This window comes from Streptomyces sp. NPDC002994 (genome assembly GCF_040611155.1).
Taxonomy (GTDB): Bacteria; Actinomycetota; Actinomycetes; order Streptomycetales; family Streptomycetaceae; genus Streptomyces.
In genome coordinates, this window is sequence record NZ_JBEXNQ010000065.1 from 1 (window position 1) to 5,685 (window position 5,685).

At 67.7% G+C, this 5,685-nt stretch carries 2 protein-coding genes and 1 pseudogene; all 3 read right to left on the bottom strand.

What is annotated here, in order from left to right:
- Positions 1-761: 761 nt before the first annotated feature.
- Positions 762-1,542, bottom strand: a pseudogene (locus ABZX79_RS37590) (IS5 family transposase).
- Positions 1,543-1,579: 37 nt separating this feature from the next.
- On the bottom strand, positions 1,580-1,954 hold the full coding sequence (locus tag ABZX79_RS37595) for a CPCC family cysteine-rich protein (RefSeq protein WP_355268496.1): 375 nt from the start codon (positions 1,952-1,954) through the stop codon (positions 1,580-1,582).
- A 1,910-nt stretch (positions 1,955-3,864) separates the two neighbouring features.
- The gene (gene metG / locus ABZX79_RS37600; protein ID WP_355268499.1) at positions 3,865-5,484 is read right to left on the bottom strand and encodes a methionine--tRNA ligase; all 1,620 of its coding nucleotides are present in this window, start codon (positions 5,482-5,484) and stop codon (positions 3,865-3,867) included.
- Positions 5,485-5,685: the final 201 nt, after the last annotated feature.

Sequence of the window (5,685 nt, forward strand, 5' to 3'; positions counted from 1 at the left end):
CGCCCGAGAGATCTACAAACACCTACCCCACCGAACACAGACCACCACACCACCCCTGCCCCACACCACTTGACGGTCTATAGGAGCTTCCGCCGCCCCTCCGCCGCAATGCTTCTGGGGGGCGGCCCCCGGGGGGAGCCCACGGGGAAACTCCGGCAAGTGGCCGGCATGCCGCTGCCGACCGACGGCTGAGTGGGTGGGGCGCGGCAGGTTGAGGGGGCGGCTCGGCCCCAGCCTCAGCGACTGCAGGAACGGCCGCTGTGCGAAACCCCCATTCCGACGCACACGACCACCCACGCCGGTGGACAGCTGGGCCGCCGGGCCGACGTGCGGACTCATGGTCGTGGCGGGTGGGGCGCGACAGTTGAATGGGGCGACTCGGGCGGGCGTTGCGTCCACCCCGGCCGGTGGCCGGTTGAACTGCAAGCCCGTTGCTGATGTGGATGGGTGGCGGCGCACCGAACATCGAGGCACGAACCCAGCACACCCCCCATACGGCGGTCGGCACGGCCGGTATGGGACTCGCATGGGCCGAAACACGCCCGTGGTGGCCGAAGGCGTTGCGCGTGCGACGGGTGGGACTGGAGGGGCGCTGTGATTCGCCCAGTGCGGAGTTAGTCGCGTTCCGACACCTGAAACAGGGCGGGCGACCGACACCCACCAACGACGATGGCAGGACTGCTGCGGGAGCCGAGACGGGTGGGACTGGATGGGCGTTGAAATTCATCAAGTGGCGGGTTAGTTAGTCGGTTTCGTTTGGATCACCGTGCGGACCAGAGGAAGATGCCTGCGATGTGGAGTCCGGCGAGGTAGATGGTGGCGGTCTTCTCGTAACGTGTGGCGATGCCGCGCCACGACGGTTGATGCACCGTTCGACGGTATTGCGCTGTTTGTAGGTCTCGCGGTCGAAGGCGAGCGGCCTGCCGCCCCGGCTGCCTCGTCGAAGCCGATGACCCTGCTGGTCCGCCGGAACGGGAATCACCGCTCGGATACCGCGCTTGCGCAGGTGCTCACGGATGGCGCGTGAGGAGTAAGCCTTGTCAGCCAGGACAACATCCGGTCGGGTGCGCGGTCGTCCGCGCCGCCGGGGCACGCGCAGACGCATCATGACGTCCGTGAAGACAGGTGCGTCACCGGCCTGGCCAGCGGTGAGGACAAAGACGAGGGGTCCGCAGCGGCCGTCGGCCGCGAGATGAATCTTGGTGGTCAGTCCGCCGCGGGAGCGACCAATGGCGTGGTCTGCTGGCTCGCCGGCTGGGGCCCCTTTTTGCAGGTCAGATCCTCTTCGGCATCGGCCTGTGTCATCAGCGCGGTGAACACCCGCTCCCAGGTGCCGTCGAGGGCCCACATCCGCAGCCGGTTGTAGACCCTCCGCCAGTTGCCGTACTTCTCTGGCAGGTGGACCCACTGGCTGCCAGTCTGGAACCTATAGGCGATCGCGTCGATCACCTCACGATGATCTCGCCAGCGACCGCCGCGCCTCGGCGTCCGGTCCGGAAGCAGCGGCTCGATCCGCGCCCATTGCACATCAGTCAACGGCATGACCTGACAACGAGGACTACTGCTGCTGGGCGCTGCCCTAATCAGCCACGCCCGGAACATGGCGTCGCGCTTCCGACAACCACAGTCCCTCACCGCCGCGTGTCGTGGACTCATCGCATCTTTCGGATGCTTCCTCCGCATAGTCCAGCCGGGCCTGCGCCAAGCTCAGCCGGCCGTTGGGCCCGCCCCGGACGATGTGAGCATCCACGTCGTCCTGCCCGTCGTCCTCCCAGCCGCACTCTGGGCAGATTTCGAAGTTTGCCCGCTCCTCCAGCGTCCGCTGGAAGCAACACGGGCACGCAATGAGGTCGTTCGCGGCGTCATTCGCGGGACTGGTGGGCGGTTCTTCAGAGACCATGACCGCCATCGTCCCGCTCTCCGGAGTGATCCACAATAAATGGCTTAGTCGCATTCCAAGCCCGGAAACGGGCGAAAACCGGGCGCTACTGCGACACAAGCTGCGTCGCACTGCCCAGACCAACTGACCTGTTCGATCTCTGTGCGCCGAAGCGCTCCAGTGATGGTCGCAAGTGAGTCGCGTTCCGACGCCCGGAAGAAGCCGTTGATGCGACTCAACCCCACGCACGGCGATGACGGAACGCTGCGGGAGCCGAGGCGGTGGCGGCTGCCGGGCCGCCGCCCCATCCACTCCTGCCGCACTAGCAGGACCTGCTGCCCCGACAGTCGTCCTGTTCGGTCTCGCCCGGCTTTCTGGCAATGGGCCGAAACGCTGGCGCGAGGGTTTGAAGCGATACGGCGGAGACGGGTGGGACTGGAGGGGGATTGGGATTCGCCAAGTGGTGGGTTAGTCGCGTTCCGATGCTTCGACTGAAGCCCGTCCACGACCAGCGGGACTGCTGTGGGTGAGACACCGGCTCATGGCGGCGCACCGGACCGCAGGGGTCGTGCTCGACGGCACACCGCGCGTCGACTGGGGTAGGTGGGCTGTCGGGCGTCGGCATCTGGTGGATTAGGTGCACGCCGAAGTCCGAGCCGGGCTGTTGGCGCGCAATGAAACCGGCATGTGGCACATGTCGAGCCCTTCCCGATGCTCCGAAAGTAGGGCAAATGGGATGCCATGGTTCGTCTTCTGCCGGGTTCGTCCCATCCGCCTGGTTAATAACCGGGACCGTTCCCCAGTCGTGGCCGACGTGCCGCAGCGACCAGCCACACATCAGCAGGACGTCGTCCCACCATCCCTGCCCGTCTCATCAGGCTCACCGCCCAGTCGGTCCCTCGCCCACCGGCCCGCCGTGATCACGCCGCGAGGTGGCCGAGTCCGCCCCACCGGGTGCCGGTGGGGGCCGGTGTGACTGGTGGGCCGTCGGGAGCCGTCTTCTGCTGGGTTGAGTGCACTCCTACGCCTGCGCCGCGCCATTGGCTGCAACGAACCCCACACATGACGCACGTCGAGGCCTCTCACCGGGGGTGAAAACGGGGTGAAAAGGGCGCGCCTGTGTGTCATGTGCTGGGTTCGTCCCATCCCGCCGGTGTGGGAGCCGGGACAGTGCCCTATACGCCGACCGAGAGTCGTCAACTTGTTCATCTGTCCGGCCGATAGTGCCGGCTGTCGCACTGGCCTGGCCGAGAGCGTGCGCCGCTCCTACCGGTCGGGCCGAAGGCTTCGAACCGCTGTTGGCTTGGCCGGGAGTGTCGAGCAGCCTGCGAGTCCGGTCGTTCATCCGGCCAGGCCGTCGGCAGGGCCCACCCGCCCCTGGGCGCCCCTCCACCCACCCACACCAGCAACCTGCTTGCTGCCCAGCCGGCCACCGGCCGGGGTGGACGCCACACCCACCCGAGTCACCCCATTCAACTGACGCGCCCCCCCCGCGCAGACATGAGTCCGCACGTCGACCCGATCGGCCAACCGTCCGCCTGCGTGGGTGCTCGTGTGCGTGGGAATGGGGATGTCCCGCCAGCGGCCGTTCCTGCAGTCGCTGAGGCTGGGGCCGGGCCACCCCATAGACCTCGTGCGCCCCACCCACCACGCCGCAAGCCACCGAGCCGACCCGCGCCCATCCCCCAGCCCCCGTGCAGGGCGTTTTTCTTTGGGCCGTCCCCGTATGAGCGTTAGCGGTGGGCCGGGGCGGCGGGTCAAGGGTGGGCCGTAGGTCCATCGCGTAGCGACGCGACGCAGGAGCGCCCTTGACGCGGCGGTTCGGCCCACCGACACTCGAGCGCTCGGGACGGCCCGACCCCCAGACGCGGTCCTTGGTTACCGCCCGCCCCCGCCAGGGCCGACGCGGTGGAGGGGCCGGGACCCTGGCGTTCAGGTCCCGGCCCCTCCGTACGTATGGCTGCGCTATGGCTGCGGCGTACCGCTTACGCCTTCTTCGGGTCCTCCAGGCGCGGGAACAGCACCGCGCCCTTCGTCACCGTCGCGCCCGCCGGCAGCTGGCCCCATCGCGCCGCGTCCTGGAGCGGCTGGTCGGCCAGGGCGCCCAGGGGCGCCTCCGCGCCCAGGGAGTCCCACAGCTTCTGCGAGGTCTCCGGCATGACCGGGTTGAGCAGTACGGCCATCGCGCGCAGCGACTCCGCCGCCGTGTAGAGGATCGTCGCCAGGCGGGCCTGGCCCTCCGGCGACTCGTCCTTCGCGACCTTCCACGGTTCCTGCTCCGTGATGTAGCCGTTGACCTGCTTCACGAAGTCGAACACCGCCAGGATGCCGCCCTGGAAGTCCAGCTCCTCGCCGATCTTCCGGTCGGCCTCCGCGACCGCCTTCGCCAGGCCGGCCTGCACCGCGCTCTCCGCGTCACCGGCCGCCGTCGCCTCCGGCAGCGTTCCGCCGAAGTACTTGCCGACCATCGCCGCCACGCGCGACGCGAGGTTGCCGAAGTCGTTCGCGAGCTCGCTCGTGTAGCGCGCGCTGAAGTCCTCCCACGAGAACGAGCCGTCCTGGCCGAAGGCGATCGCCCGCAGGAAGTACCAGCGGTACGCGTCCACGCCGAAGTGGGACGTCAGGTCCTGCGGCTTGATGCCGGTCAGGTTCGACTTCGACATCTTCTCGCCGCCGACCATCAGCCAGCCGTTCGCCGCCACCCGGCCGGGAACCGGCAGGCCCTGCGCCATCAGCATCGCGGGCCAGATGATCGCGTGGAAGCGCAGGATGTCCTTGCCGACCAGGTGGACGTTGGCCGGGAACGTCGTGTCGAACTTCGCCTGGTCCGCGCCGTAGCCGACAGCGGTGGCGTAGTTGAGGAGCGCGTCCACCCACACGTAGATGACGTGCTTGTCGTCCCACGGGACCGGGATGCCCCAGTCGAACGTCGAGCGCGAGATGGACAGGTCCTGGAGGCCCTGTCGCGTGAAGTTCAAGACCTCGTTACGGGCGGACTCCGGCTGGATGAAGCCCGGGTTCGCCTCGTAGAACTCCAGCAGCTTCGGGCCGTACTCGCTCAGCTTGAAGAAGTAGTTCTCCTCCTTGAGGATCTCCACCGGCTTCTTGTGGACGGGGCACAGCTTGGTGCCGTCTTCCGCCTCGATGAGATCGCCGGGGAGCTTGTACTCCTCGCAGCCCACGCAGTACGGGCCTTCGTACCCGCCCTTGTAGATCTCGCCCTTGTCGTACAGGTCCTGCACGAACTCCTGCACACGGTCCGTGTGCCGCTTCTCCGTCGTACGGATGAAGTCGTCGTTCGCGATGTTCAGGTGCTCCCAGAGAGGCTTCCACGCCTCCTCCACGAGCTTGTCGCACCACTCCTGGGGCGAGACCCCGTTCGCCTCGGCAGTGCGCATGATCTTCTGACCGTGCTCGTCCGTGCCGGTGAGGTACCACACCTTCTCGCCGCGCTGACGGTGCCAGCGCGTGAGCACGTCCCCTGCAACGGTCGTGTAGGCGTGGCCCAGGTGAGGAGCGTCGTTGACGTAGTAAATGGGGGTCGATACGTAAAAGGCCTTCACGCCTTCGCTCGTCCCCTGCTTCTCGGATCCAGTGGCCGCCATGGTCGAAATCCTAACGGCCCACAGGTGATCCACTCACACGCATAAATCTCGGCCGGGCCCGGACGGGCGGCTCCCGGTGAAACGACGACGGCGGTGCCCGGCCGCTCCACCCCCTGACCTGAGGAGACGCCCGTGGCCGCCTGCAAGCACGTCTGCCCCACCTGCGGGCGCCACGAGCCGACCACCAGCATCACTGTCCGT

Excerpts from the sequence above, each read along its gene's own strand:
- ABZX79_RS37595 (WP_355268496.1), bottom strand. The coding sequence starts at position 1,954 with ATGCGACTAAGCCATTTATTGTGGATCACTCCGGAGAGCGGGACGATG.
- metG (WP_355268499.1), bottom strand. The coding sequence starts at position 5,484 with ATGGCGGCCACTGGATCCGAGAAGCAGGGGACGAGCGAAGGCGTGAAG.